General features: G+C 62.2%; 14 protein-coding genes. 7 read left to right on the top strand and 7 right to left on the bottom strand.

Going from position 1 to position 16,756, the window contains the following annotated elements; all coding sequences use genetic code 11:
* Positions 1-18 precede the first annotated feature (18 nt).
* Both X756_RS151795 and X756_RS151790 read right to left on the bottom strand, forming a co-directional pair.
* Positions 19-1,506, bottom strand: coding sequence for a hypothetical protein (locus tag X756_RS151795; protein WP_023729853.1), 1,488 nt, complete (start codon positions 1,504-1,506; stop codon positions 19-21).
* Between the two features lie 100 nt (positions 1,507-1,606).
* Positions 1,607-2,182 (bottom strand): GNAT family N-acetyltransferase, encoded by a 576-nt coding sequence (locus tag X756_RS151790; protein ID WP_023729854.1) that lies wholly within the window; start codon positions 2,180-2,182, stop codon positions 1,607-1,609.
* 67 nt (positions 2,183-2,249) lie between these two features.
* On the opposite strand from X756_RS151790, the gene X756_RS151785 reads away from it, so the two are divergent.
* Entirely contained in the window at positions 2,250-3,578 is a 1,329-nt protein-coding gene (locus X756_RS151785) for a DNA polymerase IV (RefSeq protein WP_023729855.1), read from the top strand.
* A 6-nt stretch (positions 3,579-3,584) separates the two neighbouring features.
* On the opposite strand, the gene X756_RS151780 is transcribed toward X756_RS151785, so the two are convergent.
* The gene (locus X756_RS151780) at positions 3,585-4,091 is read right to left on the bottom strand and encodes a hypothetical protein (protein WP_023729856.1); all 507 of its coding nucleotides are present in this window, start codon (positions 4,089-4,091) and stop codon (positions 3,585-3,587) included.
* 183 nt (positions 4,092-4,274) lie between these two features.
* Here X756_RS151780 and X756_RS151775 point away from each other — a divergent pair, with 183 nt between their 5' ends.
* The gene (locus X756_RS151775) at positions 4,275-5,156 is read left to right on the top strand and encodes a DMT family transporter (protein WP_023729857.1); all 882 of its coding nucleotides are present in this window, start codon (positions 4,275-4,277) and stop codon (positions 5,154-5,156) included.
* A gap of 7 nt (positions 5,157-5,163) precedes the next feature.
* Here X756_RS151775 and X756_RS151770 read toward each other — a convergent pair whose 3' ends face one another.
* The 4 genes from X756_RS151770 to X756_RS151755 form a co-directional block, all read right to left on the bottom strand.
* Positions 5,164-5,967, bottom strand: a complete 804-nt coding sequence (locus X756_RS151770) for a potassium channel family protein (RefSeq protein ID WP_023688306.1) — start codon at positions 5,965-5,967, stop codon at positions 5,164-5,166.
* Between the two features lie 153 nt (positions 5,968-6,120).
* Positions 6,121-6,519: a nuclear transport factor 2 family protein gene (locus X756_RS151765; RefSeq protein WP_023667583.1), complete on the bottom strand. Its 399-nt coding sequence runs from the start codon at positions 6,517-6,519 to the stop codon at positions 6,121-6,123.
* 169 nt (positions 6,520-6,688) lie between these two features.
* Positions 6,689-10,216, bottom strand: a complete 3,528-nt coding sequence (gene dnaE / locus X756_RS151760) for a DNA polymerase III subunit alpha (RefSeq protein ID WP_023729858.1) — start codon at positions 10,214-10,216, stop codon at positions 6,689-6,691.
* Positions 10,217-10,476: 260 nt separating this feature from the next.
* On the bottom strand, positions 10,477-12,489 hold the full coding sequence (locus tag X756_RS151755; protein WP_023729859.1) for an acetyl/propionyl/methylcrotonyl-CoA carboxylase subunit alpha: 2,013 nt from the start codon (positions 12,487-12,489) through the stop codon (positions 10,477-10,479).
* A 237-nt stretch (positions 12,490-12,726) separates the two neighbouring features.
* On the opposite strand from X756_RS151755, the gene X756_RS151750 reads away from it, so the two are divergent.
* The 5 genes from X756_RS151750 to X756_RS151730 all read left to right on the top strand — a co-directional run bounded on the left by X756_RS151750 (position 12,727) and on the right by X756_RS151730 (position 16,756).
* Complete coding sequence (locus X756_RS151750; RefSeq protein ID WP_023681583.1) at positions 12,727-13,854, top strand: S-(hydroxymethyl)glutathione dehydrogenase/class III alcohol dehydrogenase; 1,128 nt, start codon at positions 12,727-12,729, stop codon at positions 13,852-13,854.
* Between the two features lie 67 nt (positions 13,855-13,921).
* Positions 13,922-14,491: an S-(hydroxymethyl)glutathione synthase gene (gene gfa / locus X756_RS151745; protein ID WP_023729860.1), complete on the top strand. Its 570-nt coding sequence runs from the start codon at positions 13,922-13,924 to the stop codon at positions 14,489-14,491.
* A 64-nt stretch (positions 14,492-14,555) separates the two neighbouring features.
* Complete coding sequence (locus X756_RS151740; RefSeq protein WP_023695438.1) at positions 14,556-15,029, top strand: YaiI/YqxD family protein; 474 nt, start codon at positions 14,556-14,558, stop codon at positions 15,027-15,029.
* Between the two features lie 21 nt (positions 15,030-15,050).
* Entirely contained in the window at positions 15,051-15,743 is a 693-nt protein-coding gene (locus tag X756_RS151735) for a DUF1345 domain-containing protein (RefSeq protein WP_023729861.1), read from the top strand.
* A 152-nt stretch (positions 15,744-15,895) separates the two neighbouring features.
* A complete protein-coding gene (locus X756_RS151730) occupies positions 15,896-16,756 on the top strand; it encodes a cytochrome b/b6 domain-containing protein (RefSeq protein ID WP_198020019.1) in 861 nt (286 codons plus the stop codon).

A 16,756-nucleotide genomic window follows, 5' to 3' on the forward strand; every position in this document is an offset into this window, starting at 1 on the left:
CGCCTCTGAGTCCAGCGCTCAGGGCTTCGTTGCTGTCCCAGGGCTCGCATCCTGATCGGTGTTGTCTTCCACGACCGGATCAGGCCCCTTCAGCATGGCGCCGTTGACCGTCACCGACCCGTCGTGCCTGGCGTTGATCACCCATTCGATACGACCGCCCGGCAGCGTCTTGGCGAATCCCTTGATGGCCAGCGCGCCGGTAAAAGCCTGCGAGGCCTGCGGGTCCGTCTTCGCCGCCTCCTGCAGGCTTGCCACGATCTTGTCGTAGCCGGTCACGTCGATCGTCACGTTGGCATCGGGCTTCTTGTCGGGGAAGGTCATTTCGCCTTCCATGGCGACCTCAATGTCACCATTCTTGACCGTGCTGTGTCCAAGCACGAACTTTGGTGTCTTGGCCAAGAAATCGGCGGAAATCTCATCGCCGAAATCTGCCGGAAGCGGTGGATCCTTACTGAAATCGAGGGTTTCTATGGTTTTCCGAGCCATACTGTCGAGATCGATGTTGGCGCCGCCGAAATTCAGGTCGAGATCCGTCGGCAGCAACGCAACGGTCCAACTGGGCAGCATCTGCTGCGGTATTGTCAGGCCGGAAACCTTGAATGCGTAGCTGATCTTGCCGTCCTTGGTGATGCCGGCCATGCCGACAACGGTGTTCAGCTGCGCCGCGCCGAAATTGCCGGCATATGTTTCAATGGCAAGGTTTTTGAATGCGTAGGTCCCATCGATCCGTTCCCATAGCGGCAGCGCACCGAGCAGAAGCGTTTTGAACTCTGCTTGATCGGCCTTCAGCCGGGCCTCGTCCTCATGGGCGACGGCGAACGCCAAAAGATCCAGAAGCGGCTTGGTCTGAATGGCCTTAGCGGTCACGTTCACAGCGAGCTCCGGTGCCCGGAGCGCTGCGATTGACCGGTCATCGATTTTGACCGTTTCGACGAAGTCCGCCATCGCCTGTGTGAAATTAAGATCGACGCCGCCGTTAGCCGACTTGCTGGCGTCAAATTTGGAAGAGCCCAGCCCCACGCTCAAATTGGTCAATTGACTGACTTGGCGCGACGTCATCGTCATGCCCGCAATCGAACTGGTGCCACTGGTAAATGCCGCCAGTTTCGGGTCATAGACGCCCGTGAACTTGCCATCCTTGACAACGATTTGCCCGGTGTTCAGGCCATTTGGGCCATTTACCTCGATGGACCCAGTCGTAGAGAAATCCGAGGCGACATCCCAGCCTCCGTCGCTGCGCGGTTTGACCCGCAGCGTGACGGGCGGGAAATCGAACCGCTTCAGATCCTGCTTCGGCATCTTCGCCACAAGCGCCTTCACATCGAAGGTGATCTTGTAGGCACCCTCCTCGGCTGAGATCTTCAAAATGCCTTCATTGAGCGCCTGTTTGCCGACATAGCGAGAGAGCTCATCGGAAAGTTGCTTGGCACCTTGGGCATCGACAGCCTGGCCAAAGGCAGGAGCGCTGAGGGCGAGAAGGAAAGCAAGCGGCAAGACACGGTTCACAAAATTCTCCATTTGACCAAAAAGGAACGCTTCGTTCGTCTGCTATGAAACCAACCTACAGTTTCCACAGGACATCAACAAACGCCGACGGGTAATTAGACTACAGCACAAGCCGCATCAGCGGCCGGCCGGCCTTGCGTTCGAGGAGCCGCTCGAAGCCGGCCTTTTCGAACACACGCGACGAGCCGACGAATAGCCCGATCGAACGCGAATCGCGCGACACGTCGATCGGACACGCCTCGACCAGCCGCGCCTTGTTCTGGCGGGCAAAAGCGATGCCGCCCTCGACTAGGCGGTGGCTGACGCCCCGGCCGCGCGCGCTGGCGCGGATGAAGAAGCAGGAGATGGCCCAGACGCCGGGATCTACGGCGTCGGTTGGATCGACCGGCGCCGAGCCCCTGCCCCGATTGTTCCATTCGGGCACGTCGGCGCGCGGGCCGATCTGCATCCAGCCGACCGCTATGCCGTCCTCGAAAGCCAAAAGCCCCGGCGGCGGCCCTGCCTCGATGCGCGCCTTGATATGATCCTTGTTGCGCTGTTTGTCGCTGGCCCGCCGGACCGCCGGCGCCATCCGGAAATGCGTGCACCAGCACCCGTAACAGGCGCCCTGCTTGCCGAAAAGATCCTCGAAATCCGCCCACAGGTCGGGCGCCAGCGGCGCTATGGTCGTGCTCATGAGTTATCTCCCGGCTAACCGCTTGTGGCGGCTTCCGTCCTGACGTACCATTGCATCTGTTCTCTTTATGTTCGCAGCGATGGCGGCCCCTGTCAACAATCCCGAGCACGGTTTTTGCCGCGACTGCCTGACCTTTCAGCGCAGCGATACCAGGCGCTGTGAGCGTTGCGGCAGCCCTCGACTCACCCGCCATCCCGAGCTCTACCAGCTGCATCTGGCGCATATCGATTGCGACGCCTTCTATGCGGCGATCGAAAAGCGCGACAATCCGGCGCTGAAGGACAAGCCGCTGATCATCGGCGGCGGCAAGCGCGGCGTCGTCTCCACCGCCTGCTACATCGCCCGCATCAAGGGGGTGCGCTCGGCAATGCCGATGTTCAAGGCGCTCGAAGCCTGTCCGGAAGCGGTTGTCATCCCGCCCAATATGGAGAAATACGTCCGCGTCGGCCGCGAGGTCCGCGCGCTGATGCAGGCGCTGACGCCGCTGGTCGAACCGCTCTCCATCGACGAGGCGTTTCTCGACCTCGCCGGCACCGAGCGCCTGCACGGCATGCCGCCGGCAGTGGTGCTGGCACGCTTTGCGCAGACCGTCGAAAAGGAAATCGGCATCACCGTTTCGGCCGGCCTTTCCTACTGCAAGTTCCTGGCCAAGGTTGCCTCCGATTTCCGCAAGCCGCGCGGCTTTTCGGTGATCGGCGAAGCCGAGGCGCTGGGTTTCCTGGCCGAACAGCCGGTGACGTTGATCTGGGGCGTCGGCAAGGCTTTTGCCGCAACGCTCGAACGCGACGGCATCCGCAGCATCGCCCAGTTGCAGCGCATGGAGCGCGCCGATCTTATGCGCCGCTATGGCGTGATGGGCACCCGGCTCTACCATCTCTCGCGCGGCCAGGACGACCGCCGTGTCGATCCCGACCAGGATGCGAAAAGTGTGTCGGCCGAAACCACTTTCGACACCGACATAGCTGAAATGGGCGAACTGGTTCCAGTGCTGAGGGGATTGTCGGAAAAGGTCTCGGCGCGGCTGAAGAAGTCAGGCATTGCCGGGCGCACCGTGGTGCTGAAGCTGAAGACGCAGGATTTCAAGCTGCGCACCCGCAACCGCCAGCTCGGCGACCCGACAAGGCTGGCCGACCGTATTTTCCAGACCGGGCTCGAGCTTTTGCGCAAGGAGGCGGACGGGACAAAGTACCGGCTGCTCGGCATCGGTGTCAGCGATCTATCGGATGACGAGAAAGCCGATCCGCCCGATCTCGTCGACGTCGGCTCGCGCAAGCGCGCCATGGCCGAAAGCGCCATCGATACGCTGCGCGACAAGTTCGGCAAGAAGGCGGTGGAAACCGGCTACACCTTCGGCAAAGGCCGCAACGCCAACCCGCCGGAGCCGATCGAGGGGTGAGACGGCTTAGATACGCTTGAGATCGATGCGGCTCGTCACCACGTTGTTGCCGGTTTTCGGATCGACGTCGGTAACGGTCAACCGCATTCCGTCGCCGCTGGTTTTCTCGACCGTCAACCGCGCCTTGCGATCGCCATTGACCTCCGCCGCCCAGCGAATGCCGAGACTGATCGCGTTGCCGGAGCGGCTGCCGGCGAGCTGTGCCGGCCCGGTGCGCGACCCGACATAGACGCCAGTATACTTCGCCCCGCGGGCCTTCAGATTGGCGCTGATGGCGCGCGTCACCACGACAAGACCACGGCAATTGCCGTCAAGCGACAATGAACTCGAGGTCGCGTCGGAATTGAAGGTGCAGGACACATTCACCGTCGGTGCGTCGGTGGTGACCTTGACTGTCCCATTGCCGGAGAAATTCCCTTGCAAGGAGCTGAGAAAATTCGCCTCGTCGGCATCGGCCGTGGCGCTTGCAGTTAGCAGGCAGCCGGCTAGCAGAAACCGCGCGAATGATTTCATCGGAATCTCTCCCCCGTTGATGTTGAAGAAACGATGCGTCCAGCAATTGGCCAATACCGGGAACCAACGCCTGCCGTTGCGTCAGGTTCCACTTCCAGCATGGCTGTTTTGCAACGGGTCTGGCCCAGTCGAATGCGTCGCCTAACGGTTGCGATAGAAGTCCCGGCTTGCGACATAGCGCCTATGGCACCTTCCCCATCGATCCCCAAAGCCGCGTTCTGGATGGCGCTGTCGATCGCCTCGTTCCTGGCGATGTCGGTCGCCGGCCGCGCCACGACCGCGGAGCTCAACGTGTTCCAGGTGCTGGAACTGCGCTCGGTGATCGGCTTTTTCATCCTGCTGCCGCTGGTGATTGTGAGCGGCGGCTTTGCGGCGATGCGCACGCAGCGCCCCGTCGCCCATCTCGCCCGCAATGTCATCCACTATACCGGCCAGGCGGCATGGCTTTACGCATTGACACTGATCCCGCTGGCCGTGCTGATTTCGATCGAATTCACGACGCCGATCTGGACGGCCCTGCTGGCGGTGGCCTTCCTCGGCGAAAGGCTCTCCCGACCCAAGCTGGCGGCGATCGCGCTGGGGCTGATCGGCGTGGTGATCATCGTGCGGCCCGGCGTTGGCGCCGTCGATCCGGGGCACCTGATCGTGCTCGGCGCCGCTGTCTGCTTCGGCATTTCGGTGGTCATGGTCAAGTCGCTGACACGCACCGACAGCGTCGTGCGCATCATCTTCTGGATGCTGATCATCCAGTCGGTGGTCGGCCTGATCCCGGCGCTTTATGAATGGCGCAACCCACCGCTCGAACTCTGGCCATGGATCCTGCTGATTGCCTTCACCGGCATGTCGTCGCATTTCTGCATGGCGCGTGCCCTCACCTATGCCGACGCTACGGTGGTTTCACCGATGGATTTCCTGCGCGTGCCACTGTCGGCGCTGATCGGCTGGCTGCTCTACAGCGAACAGATCGACATCTTTACAGCCGGCGGCGCCCTGCTGATCCTGATGGGCAACCTGCTCAACCTGCAGCGCAAGGCGCCAAAGCCGGCCGAGGTCGCGGCCTCGTAGCGGTCGGTCAATTCCCCTCATCCGGTATGTTGAGGAGATGCCCGCAGGCCTTGCAGTGCACGGCGTCCGGCTCATGCCGTTGCAGTCCGCACTGCGGACAGGGAAAGAACACCTTGGCGGGTCGAAAAATCGCGGTCGCCAGTCTGACGAACAGCGAGATGCCGATGATCATGGTGGCGATCGCGGTCAGCTTGCCGGCGATCCCCGGCAGCACGATGTCGCCGAAACCGGTCGTCGTCACCGTGGCGACGGTGAAATAAAGCGCATCAATGTAGTTTTCGAGGCCGGCGCCGGTGCGGAAGAAGAAGGTGTAGACGAAGCCGGTGATGACGAACAGGAACGTCAACAGGTTGATGACCGCGTGGCTCGCCTCGCGCCAAGGCCTTAAGCCACGCATCTCGAAATGCCGCCACAGCGACCCGCTGCGCGACAGCGACCACAGCCGCAGGATGCGCAGGAACGCCAGATTTGCCAGCGCCGTCGGCATCAGCAGCGTCAAAAGGATGAAGACATCGACCCAGGATGTCGGCTGTTTCATCAGCCGCAACATGTCGTTGGAGGCTAACAGTCGGGCAATCAGGTCGGCGGCGACCAGCGCCGCGACGGTATAGTCGAGCCACAGGAATGACGGCTTGTCCTGGAGCACCGGCGTGGCAACGAAGAAGGCGATGATGGCGAGGTCGATGATGACCGCCACCAGTTGAAACCGGAACGCCGCCGGCGTGCGTCCGTGATAGAGCTTGCGCAGCCTGTCACGCAGCCGCGCGATGGCAGAGCTTTGCTGCGATCCGTCCTTCTCGGCTGCTTTCATCACCAAGTGCGTAACGGTCCCAGGCGGGGCCGTCTAGAGCATGATCCCAAAAAGTGGGTGCCGGTTTTTGGAAAAGATCCCGTTCCAACAAAGGGTTAGATCATGATGAGATTTCAACCGAATCTCATCATGATCTAGTGGGCCCGGTGATCGTCAGCCCTCCACCACCTTGCCGTCCGGCCCGACGAGGCGCCAGGCCGAGGCGGTGTCGTAGACGAACCGCTCCTCCGCAATCCGGTCACCACGCCAGCGCTGCAGGGCCACCTCTTCCAGCCGGCGCACGGTGCCGGCCTTGTCGACACGGTCGAAGGTCCAGCGGATGGCGACATTGTCGCCATCGACCAGGAATGTCTGGACAGGATGGGTGTGCATCTTCTCGATCCGGTCGAGTGCTGCCTGCTCATGCGCCATCAGTGTTTCCTTGCCGCGCCGCGGGACGCCGAGATTTTCCTGCATGGTGGCATCGTCATGGTAGAAGTCGGCGATCGCCTTGACGTGGCTGCCTTCGACCACCTCCTTGAGGAAGGCTTCGACGCGTTCGCGGCTGGGCATGATTGTGCGTTCCTGTGAAGTTTCTGCTCAACGCATGTGGTTCAAAGGAAGGTCAGTTCAACCACGCCCCGCACGCTGGCCCTATCGGCTGCAATGTCAGGCCCAGAGCATTCTTAGGCCGTCATGCACTGGCCGACGTCGATGCGACTGCCGTGTATATCAGGGCAGCCTAGACGAGCTCGACTTCGACCACCCCCGGCACCGCGCGCATGGCCGACGCGATCTGCGGCGAGATGCGGTAGCGGTTGGGCAATTCGATCTCGATCTCGCCCTGCGCCTCTTCTTTGATGACGATAATGCTTACCTGACTTTCCCCACGCTGGGTAAGCTGCGATTGAATCGCCGACGCAGGCCCGTCATTTCGAACGAAGATGCGCAGCGCCTTCTGGATACGGCTGGCCTCATCCTCCAGCGACTGCACCGTCTGGATGCGCAGATTGACCCCTTCGGGCCTATCCTCGGCCGAAACGGTGATCACCACCGAACGTCCGGGCTCGAGCAGATCGCGATACTGCGCCAACCCTTCCGAAAACAGCACGGCTTCATATTGGCCAGATGTGTCGGAAAAGGCGATGACGCCCATCTTGTTGCCGGTTCGGGTCTTGCGCTCCTGCTTGGTGGTGACGGTGCCGGCGAGCCGGCCCGCGGCGGCACCGCGTTTGACCGCAGCCGAGAACTCGCCCCAGTTCTGCACGCGCATCTTCTGCAGGGCCGCCTTGTACTCGTCGAGCGGATGCGCCGAAAGATAGAAGCCGACGACCTGGAATTCACGGTGCAGCCGGTCGGCGGCAAGCCACGGATCGGTCTGCGGCAAATTGAGCGCCTGCTGCTGCGCGCCGAGCGACGCGCCGAAAATGTCGTGCTGGCCCGAAATGGCATTCTGCTGCGCCAGCGAAGCCAGCCCCATCATCCGTTCGACGCCGGCCATCATCTGGGCGCGGTCGTGGCCGAAGCAGTCGAGCGCGCCGGCCATGATCAGGCTTTCGAAGACGCGCTTGCCGACGATCTTGGGATCGACCCTTTCACAGAAATCGGCGAGATTCTTGAACGGCTTTTCGCCGCGCATGGCGACGATGTGCTCGACCGCAGCGTCGCCGACGCCCTTGAGGGCCGCCAGCGAATAGTAAATGCGGTTCTCGCCGACCTCGAAATTGCGGAAGCTGGTCATCACCGACGGCGCCACCACCTCGATGCCGAGACGCAGCGCATCCTGGCGGAAATCGGCGAGTTTGTCGGTATTGCCCATGTCGAGCGTCATCGACGCCGCCAGGAACTCGACGGGGTAATGCGCCTTGAGATAGGCGGTCTGGTAGGACACGACGGCGTAGGCGGCCGCGTGCGATTTGTTGAAGCCGTAGTCGGCGAACTTGGCCAGAAGGTCGAAGATGAAGTCGGCCTGCGGCTTGCCGACGCCGCGTTCGACCGCACCGGTGACGAAACGCTCGCGCTGCTTGTCCATTTCGGCGCGGATCTTCTTGCCCATCGCGCGACGCAGCAGATCGGCTTCGCCGAGCGAATAGCCCGACAGTTCCTGCGCGATCTGCATCACCTGTTCCTGGTAGACGATGACGCCTTGCGTCTCCTTCACCAGATGGTCGATCTTGGGATGGATCGAGGCCATCTCCTCCTCGCCATGTTTTCTGGCATTGTAGGTCGGGATGTTCTCCATCGGGCCGGGACGGTAGAGCGCAACCAGCGCGATGATGTCCTCGATGCAGTCGGGCCGCATGCCGATCAGCGCCTTGCGCATGCCGGCACTTTCCACCTGGAACACACCGACCACTTCGCCGCGCGACAGCATGGCGTAGGTTTCAGGATCGTCGAGCGGGATCGTCGCCAGGTCGATCTCGATGCCGCGCCGGCGGATCAGCTTCACCGCCGTCTCCAGCACCGTCAGCGTCTTCAGGCCGAGGAAGTCGAATTTTACCAGCCCGGCCTGCTCGACATATTTCATGTTGAACTGGGTGACCGGCATGTCGGAGCGCGGATCGCGGTACATCGGCACCAGTTCCGACAAGGGCCGGTCGCCGATGACGATGCCGGCGGCGTGCGTCGAAGCGTGGCGGTAGAGCCCTTCCAGCTTTTGCGCCATATCGAGCAGCGTCTGCACGATCGGCTCCTTCTCGGCCTCCTCGGCAAAGCGCGGCTCGTTGGCGATGGCATCCGCCAGCTTGACCGGATTGGCGGGGTTCTGCGGCACCATTTTGGAGAGCTTGTCGACTTGGCCGTAAGGCATTTGCAGCACGCGGCCGACGTCGCGCAGCACCGCGCGCGCCTGCAGCGTACCGAAGGTGATGATCTGCCCAACCTGGTCGCGGCCATATTTCTGCTGGACGTAGCGGATGACCTCTTCGCGCCGGTCCTGGCAGAAGTCGATGTCGAAGTCGGGCATCGACACGCGGTCGGGGTTGAGGAAGCGCTCGAACAGCAGCGAGAAGCGCAGCGGATCGATGTCGGTGATGGTCGTGGAATAAGCGACCAGCGATCCGGCGCCCGAACCACGGCCCGGCCCGACCGGAATGCCTTGCGCCTTGGCCCATTTGATGAAGTCGGCGACGATCAGGAAATAGCCGGGAAACTTCATCTTCTCGATGATGGAGAGTTCGAAATCGAGCCGCTCGCGGTATTGTTCGACCGTGTAGCCGGAAGTGGGCCCATGCGCAGCCAGCCGCGCCTCCAGCCCCTCATGCGCCTGCCGGCGTAGCTCATCGGCCTCCGCTTTCAGCGCCACCTCATTGTCGGCGACATCGCCGCCGGTAAAGCGTGGCAGGATCGGATTGCGGGTCTTGGGATAATAGGAACAGCGCAGCGCGATCTCGACGGTGTTGTCGATCGCTTCCGGCAGGTCGGCGAACAGCCGCGCCATATCCGCCTGGCTGCGCAGGAAATTGTCCGAAGTCAGCCGGCGACGGTTGTCGGCGGCAACCACCGAACCCTCGGCAATGGCGATCAGAGCATCATGCGCGTCATAGTCGTCGCGGGCGGCGAAGAACGCCTCATTCGTGGCGACCAGCGGCAGATCATGGATATAGGCAAGGTCGACCGATGATTTCTCGATAGCGCGGTCATAACCGGAAACACGGTCCAGCTCGACATAGAGCCGGTCGCCGAACAGCGCCTTGAGTGCCAGAAGCCGCGTCTCGGCAAGATCTCGGCGATCCTCCTTCAGCGCCCGGCCGATCGGGCCGCGCGGCCCGCCGCTGAGGCAGATCAGGCCATCGCTATGGCCTTCCAGCATTGCTGACGTCAGATGCACGGGCTCGCCCGGCGGCGTCTCCAGATAGACCTGGCTGACCAGCCTGACGAGGTTGCTGTAGCCGGCCTCGGTGGCGGCGAGCAGCACCACGGCGTGCATCTCCGGACCATGGCGGCGGCGGTCGCGCTGCGCGTCGCTGGTCTCGCCGGAAAAGGCGAGATCGATCTGGCAACCGATAATCGGCTGGATGCCTTCCTTCACCGCCTTCTGGGCAAATTCCAGCGCGCCGAACAGATTGTTTGTGTCGGTGACTGCGATTGCCGGGCACTCGTCCTTGACTGCATGACCGACAACGGCGGCGACCTGCAAGGCGCCCTCGAGCAGCGAATACGCCGAATGCACGCGCAGATGGATGAACGGCCGCGCCGGCGCCTCCGGGCGCGCAGCAGCGAGCGCTGCTTCGCGCCTCAGGGGATCGCGTGGAAGTTTGTCATCCGCCATGATGTTTCAAATTGCTCGAAGGGCTTTGAGTCGATGGAGATGTATTGTCCCGGACCGGGCGATGCCAGTCCAGCACAAATGACCACCGACCACAGGCTTCCGTACCCAGCCGCACGGCTCAGAGATTGTTCGAAATTCGCTCTGGCGAGTCATATGATGGTGGTTTCGAGAACCGGAGCGCAGCGGCCATTGGTCCGTGAGCACGGGAAGCGCAGAAACCACCTTCAGATGGCCGCCGGAGTAGAATTTCCAAACAATCTCTAGGCGAACTCCATGATCACCGCATCGACAGCCAGGCTGTCACCCGGCTTGGCGTTGAGCTTCGACACGACAAGATCGCGGTCGGCGCGCAGCACGTTTTCCATCTTCATCGCCTCGACCACGGCCAGCGTCTCGCCGGCCTTGACCTCCTGCCCCTCGGCAACCGCGATCGACACGACCAGGCCCGGCATCGGGCAAAGCAGCATCTTGGACGTGTCCGGCGCCACCTTCTCCGGCATCAGCCTTTCCAGCTCCGCCGTGCGCGGCAGCATGGCGCGCGCCGTCACCGACATGCCTTTCCAGGCAATGCGCAGGCCGTTCGGCGCCGGCCTGATCTGCGCCGTGACCTTGCGGGCACCGACAGTGCCGCGCCAGATGAGGTCGCCCGGCCGCCAGTCGGACGCCACGGTCAGCGCTTTGCCGCCATCGACCGACAGATCGATTTCCATCGGAATGGAGATCATGCCCTCGATGATCGAAGCCTGGAGATAGTCGTCGCCGAGCTTCACCACCCAATCGCGCTTGAGTGCGCCCGAATGCGGCGCCAGCCGCCCGCCCAGCCGGTCAAGCCGATCGCGGCGCAGAAGCTCGACCGCGGTGGCGATCGCCGCCAGCACTGCCTTTTCATCGCCATTGGGCACGATCGGCGCGAAGCCGTCAGGATATTCCTCGGCGATGAAGCCCGTCGATATCCGCCCCTCGCGCCAGCGCGGATGCTGCATCAGCGCCGCCAGGAACGGGATGTTGTGCTCGATGCCGTCGACGACGAAACTGTCCAGCGCTTCCGACATGGCATCGATGGCCTCGATACGCGTGGGCGCCCAGGTGCAGAGTTTTGCCACCATCGGATCATAGAACATCGAAATCTCGGAGCCTTCGGTGACGCCGGTGTCGTTGCGGATGAAGACATCGCCGAACTTGCCCTCCTCCGGCGGCCGGTAGCGCGTCAACCGGCCGATCGAGGGCAGGAAATTGCGATAGGGATCCTCGGCATAGAGCCGGCTTTCCACCGCCCAGCCGTTCAGCTTGACGTCGCTCTGCTCGATCGCCAGCTTCTCGCCGGCGGCGACACGGATCATCTGCTCGACCAGGTCGATGCCGGTAACAAGCTCCGTCACCGGATGCTCGACCTGCAATCGTGTATTCATTTCAAGGAAATAGAAGTTCTTTTCAGCATCGACGATGAACTCGACGGTGCCGGCGCTCTGGTAGTCGACCGCCTTGGCCAGCGCCACGGCCTGCTCGCCCATGGCCTTGCGCGTCCTGGCATCGAGGAATGGCGACGGCGCCTCTTCCGCAACCTTCTGGTTCCGGCGCTGGATCGAGCATTCGCGCTCGCCGAGATAGAGGGCGGTGCCATGCGCGTCGGCCAGCACCTGGATTTCGATATGACGCGGATCGACGACGAACTTTTCGATGAAGACTCGGTCGTCGCCGAACGAGCTTTTCGCCTCCGAGCGCGCCCGGTCGAAGCCGTCGCGCACTTCCGACTGGCTCCAGGCAATGCGCATGCCTTTACCGCCGCCGCCGGCCGAGGCCTTGATCATCACGGGATAACCGATCTCGCCGGCGATCTTTTCGGCATGGTCGGCATTTTCGATGACACCAAGCCAGCCGGGAACCGTCGACACCTCAGCGGCCTTGGCGAACTTCTTCGATTCGATCTTGTCGCCCATCGCCTTGATAGCCTTGGGTTTCGGACCGATGAAGACAATGCCCTCAGCCTCAAGCGCTTCGCAGAAGGCGGCCCGCTCCGACAGAAAACCGTAGCCGGGATGCACGGCCTGCGCGCCCGTCTCCTTGCAGGCAGCGATGATCTTTTCAGGCAGAAGATAGCTTTGCGCGGCAGGCGATGGCCCGATATGCACGGCTTCGTCGGCCATTTCGACGTGCACGGCGTCGCGATCGGCGTCGGAATACACCGCTACGGTGGCAATCCCCATCCTGCGCGCCGTCTTGATGACGCGGCAAGCAATCTCGCCGCGATTGGCGATCAGGATTTTCGTGAACATCGAAGGCGTTTCCTCGGTCTTTCGTCCTTCTTATGGGCTTCGGCAGCCGGGCTCAAGCACCGCCGGCAGCGCACCCATCAAGACACTCCCTGCCCGCCAGGGCCGTGCCGAGGGGCGAAGGTTGGGCTCGCCGACGACTGGGCCAAGATTTGCGCCATATTTGGTCGCCAAATCGGGTTGAAACAGTATAAAAACCCTGAAAGCCTGAAGACCAATCGCCTTGGGAGGAATTGCCTAATGAAAACCCGCGCCGCTGTCGCTGTCGCCGCCGGAAAGCCGTTGGAAATCATGGAGGTCGACCTCGACGGACCGCGCGAAGGCGAGGTGCTGGTCGAGATCAAGGCGACCGGCATCTGCCACACCGACGAGTTCACCCTGTCGGGCGCCGATCCCGAAGGCCTGTTTCCGGCAATCCTCGGCCATGAAGGCGCTGGCGTTGTCGTCGATGTCGGCAAGGGCGTCACCTCGGTCAAGAAGGGCGACCACGTCATCCCGCTCTACACGCCGGAATGCCGGCAGTGCCCATCCTGCCTGTCGCGCAAGACCAATTTGTGCACCGCCATCCGCGCCACGCAGGGCCAAGGCTTGATGCCCGATGGCTCCTCGCGCTTCTCGATCGGCAAGGACAAGATCTTCCACTATATGGGCTGCTCGACCTTCTCCAATTTCACCGTTTTGCCCGAGATCGCCGTCGCCAAGGTCAACCCGGACGCGCCCTTCGACAAAATCTGCTACATTGGTTGCGGCGTCACCACCGGCATCGGCGCGGTCATCAACACCGCGAAGGTCGAGCAAGGCGCGACTGCTGTCGTCTTTGGTCTCGGTGGCATCGGCCTCAACGTCATCCAGGGCCTGAAGCTCGCCGGCGCTGACATGATCATCGGTGTCGACCTCAACAACGACAAGAAGGCATGGGGCGAGCGCTTCGGCATGACGCATTTCGTCAATCCGAAGGAGATCGACGGCGACATCGTTCCTCACCTCGTCAACTTGACCAAGCGCGGCGCCGACCAGATCGGCGGCGCCGACTACACATTCGACTGCACTGGCAACACCAAGGTGATGCGCCAGGCGCTGGAAGCCTCGCATCGCGGCTGGGGCAAGTCGGTCGTCATCGGCGTGGCCGGCGCCGGCCAGGAGATTTCGACCCGGCCGTTCCAGCTGGTCACCGGCCGCACCTGGATGGGCACCGCCTTCGGCGGCGCACGCGGCCGCACCGACGTGCCAAAAATCGTCGACTGGTACATGGACGGCAAGATCCAGATCGACCCGATGATCACCCATTTGCTGAAGCTGGAAGACATCAACAAGGGCTTCGACCTTATGCATGAGGGCAAGTCGATCAGGAGCGTCGTCGTTTATTGAGGAGAAGAAGCCGCCGACCGAAGGGCCAGCGACTGTAGTTGCATGGGTTCAACAAGGGAGGAAGATAATGCCTGAGAAACTGCATCCGAAAATCGACAATGGCCTGCCGAAGGAAAGCGCAAGCTTTGCCGGCGGCACGCTGGTCTGTGCCTGCACCAGCAAGCCGGTGAAGGTGAAGGTCAAGGGCCAGATCGCCCACAACCATGCCTGTGGCTGCACCAAATGCTGGAAGCCAGACGGCGCGGTGTTCTCGGTCGTGGCCGTAGCCGGCACCGGCGATGTCACAGTCACCGAAAACGGCGACAAGCTGAAAGTGGTCGACCCCTCGGCACTTATCCAGCGTCACGCCTGCACCGGCTGCGGTGTCCATATGCACGGACCGGTCGAGCGCGACCATCCGTTCAAGGGTCTGTCCTTCATCCATCCCGAGCGCTTCCAGGAAGACGGCTGGTCACCGCCGGGCTTCACCGCTTTCGTTTCGTCGATCATCGAATCCGGTGTCGACCCCAAGCGCATGGACGGCATCCGCGGCCAGTTGAAGTCGATGGGCCTCGAGCCCTATGACTGTCTCAATCCCGGCCTGATGGATTACATAGCCACCTGGACGGCGAAGAAGTCGGGCGCGCTGCCGGCCTGACGGTACGAGATTTCTGGCATGGGGCCGGGTAACATGCCGGCCCCATGTCCGTTTTGGAGAGATAATGCCGGCACCCGCCATCTACGTCGACGCCGACGCCTGCCCGGTGAAAGCCGAGGTCGAGAAGGTCGCCGAGCGCCATGGCGTGGTCGTCACCTACGTCTCCAATGGCGGGCTGCGTCCGTCGCGCGATCCGATGATTCGCAACGTCGTCGTCTCTAAAAGCGCCGATGCCGCTGACGATTGGATCGTCGAGAACGCAAAACCCAACGACATCGTGATCACCGCCGACATCCCGCTTGCCGCTCGCACCGTGGCGCTCGGCGCGCATGTGCTTGGGCCAACCGGCCGGCCGTTCACGCCGGAGACCATCGGCATGGCGGTTGCAATGCGCGATTTGAAGCAGCATCTGCGCGAAACCGGCGAGAGCAAGGGCTACAATGCCAGCTTTGCGCCACAGGATCGCTCGCGTTTCCTGGGTGAGCTCGACCGTATCTTGCGGCGGGCTCTGAAATCCGTCACACCCGACCAGACGTGAAGCATCATCCGAGGTCGGGCTATGGCCGACACATCGCCGAATAACCCCTTGCAGCGGCACAAGCAGTTCTTTGTGTCGCTAGCCGTCGGTCTGGTCGTATTTGCCGCGGTATTCCCTTTGATTGGATCGCTCCCCGTCTCCACGCGGCTTGCCTATTCGATCTCGATTGCCGCCGATTCCTTCTTCGTCGTCTTCATCGCGCTCGTCATCGCCAAGATGCCGCTGCTGTCCGGCCGCTATCTCAGCAAGAACGCGCGCGAACTGGACCTCCCAGTGCTGGGCATCTTTGCCATCACGCTCGGCATCGTCGCCATGGCCATTGTCCTGCTGTTCCTTTTGATCAATCACAAGGATCGCGACCCCATCGAACTCGGCTTCGCCATGCTGTCGATCCCGCTTGGCTGGTTCACCATCCATGCCATGGCCGCCCTCCACTATGCGCATGTCTACTGGATGGACGGCGACGCGATCGATACCGAAACCAAGAAGAAGATGCCAATCGGCGGCCTCGATTTTCCCGGCAGCAAACGGCCGGACGGTTGGGACTTTCTCTATTTCGCGACGGTGATCGGCATGACCGCGCAGACCGCCGACACCGCGATCACGACCTCGCATATGCGCCGCGTGGTGCTTGTCCATTCGATCCTGTCGTTCTTCTTCAACGCCGTCATCGTCGCCGCCGTCGTCAATCTCGCGGTGAGCCTCGGCAATTGAGTATCCGTGCCCGCGATAAACCCGTGCCCGTAATAAAAACGTGATCGCATGAAACATCGCTTTCGATAGCGACGTATTGGGAGGACAAGGACGAGCGTGGCCATCCCAGGATCGCGCAGCCGGAAGGCGAGGAAAAGATGGAAACCATTGCCATGAGTCAGCCCGGCGCAGGCGCCAATGCCGCCGGACCGAAGGATACGACGCTGATCTACCGGCAATCGCGCTGGACCCGCCTGACGCACTGGCTGTGGGCGATCTCGCTGTTCTTCATGCTTTTGTCCGGCCTGCAGATCTTCAATGCCCGGCCGCAGCTCTACGTCGGCAAACAGTCCGGCTTCGAATACAACAACACCGTCTTTGCCATCGGCGCCGAAAACACCGCCACCGGCCCGCGCGGCTATACCGAAATCTTCGGCCATCGCTTCGACACCACAGGCGTGCTCGGCTGGTCGGGCCCGGCCGGGCAGCAGACGTCGCGTGCCTTCCCGTCCTGGGCGACCATCCCGTCCTACTACGATCTCGGCACCGCCCGCGTCGTGCATTTCTTCTTCGCCTGGATACTGACAACCACCTTGGTCGTCTGGCTGGTCGCCAGCCTGGTCAACGGCCATCTGCGCCGCGATCTGGCGCCGCGCCTTGACGATCTCAAGCGGCTGCCGCAGGACATCATCGAGCACGCCAAGCTCAGGTTCCACCACACACGCGAATACAACACGCTGCAGAAAATGGCCTATGGCGGCGTACTGTTCGTGCTGTTGCCTCTCATGATCATCACCGGCCTTGCCATGTCGCCGAGCATGAACTCGGTGCTGCCCTGGCTCAACGAACTGCTCGGCGGAAGGCAGACGGCGCGCACCATCCATTTCACGGTGATGGTGCTGCTGGTCGGCTTTTTCATCGTCCATATGATGATGATCCTCGCCGCCGGCCCGATCAACGAACTGCGCTCGATCATCACCGGCTGGTACCGCACCGATCCGCCAAGGCATGGCGACACCGAGAGGAGTGCGTGA

Origin of the sequence: Mesorhizobium sp. LNJC405B00, assembly GCF_000502615.1 — a bacterium.
Classification (GTDB): Bacteria; Pseudomonadota; Alphaproteobacteria; order Rhizobiales; family Rhizobiaceae; genus Mesorhizobium.